This window comes from Leisingera sp. ABD4_442 (genome assembly GCF_056160905.1).
In genome coordinates, this window is sequence record NZ_JBSWYB010000095.1 from 1 (window position 1) to 1,106 (window position 1,106).

Here is a 1,106-nt window from a genome sequence, read left to right on the forward strand (position 1 = left end):
CCTTCCACGCTGACCGGCAGATCCATGCCGTGTTCTTTCAAGAGCGCATGGCGGCGGGCGGTCTTCAGGTCTTCGGCCACCATCTCGGCGCACATTTCCTGGGTGGTGATTTCCGGCACCCAGCCCAGTTTCTCCTTGGCTTTTGCCGGATCGCCCAGGAGCGTCTCCACCTCGGCGGGGCGGAAATAGCGCGGGTCGATGCGCATGATCACGTCGCCGGCTTTGAGCGCCGGCGCCATATCGCCCTCGACCATCGCCACGGTGGCAATCTCGTCAACACCGCTGCCGGAGAACTCCAGGTGGATGCCCAGCTCAGCTGCCGACCACTGGATGAACTGGCGCACGGAGAACTGCTTGCCGGTGGCAATCACGAAATCCTCGGCCGCCTGCTGCTGCAGCATCATCCACTGCATCCGCACATAGTCCTTGGCATGGCCCCAGTCGCGCAGCGCGTCGATGTTGCCCATGTAGAGGCAGGGCTCCAGGCCTTGCGCGATATTGGCCAGGCCGCGGGTGATCTTGCGGGTCACAAAGGTCTCGCCGCGGCGCGGGCTCTCGTGGTTGAACAGGATGCCGTTGCAGGCATACATGCCATAGGCCTCGCGGTAATTGACGGTGATCCAGTAGGAATAAAGCTTGGCCACCGCATAAGGGCTGCGCGGGTAGAACGGCGTGGTCTCGCGCTGCGGGGTTTCCTGCACCAGGCCGTAAAGTTCGGAGGTCGAGGCCTGGTAGAAGCGGGTTGTCTTCTCCAGGCCGAGGAAGCGGATCGCCTCCAACAGGCGCAGGGTGCCCATGGCATCCACGTCGGCGGTGTATTCCGGGCTTTCAAAGGAGACCGCCACATGCGACTGGGCGCCCAGGTTATAGACCTCGTCGGGCCGCACTTCCTGGATGATCCGGGTCAGGTTGGAGCTGTCGCTCAGATCGCCGTAATGCAGTTTCAGCCGGGCATGGTCCACATGCGGGTCCTGGTAGATATGGTCGACCCGCTGGGTGTTGAACGACGACGCCCGGCGCTTGATGCCATGCACCTCATAGCCCTTTTCCAGAAGAAACTCCGCAAGATAGGAGCCGTCCTGGCCCGTGATGCCGGTGATAAGAGC

At 62.6% G+C, this 1,106-nt stretch carries 1 protein-coding gene; it reads right to left on the reverse strand.

The genetic code is table 11. The features are described from left to right. A partial coding sequence (gmd, locus tag ACXAHG_RS23510; protein ID WP_475061243.1) for a GDP-mannose 4,6-dehydratase occupies positions 1-1,106 on the reverse strand: 1,106 nt, incomplete at both ends.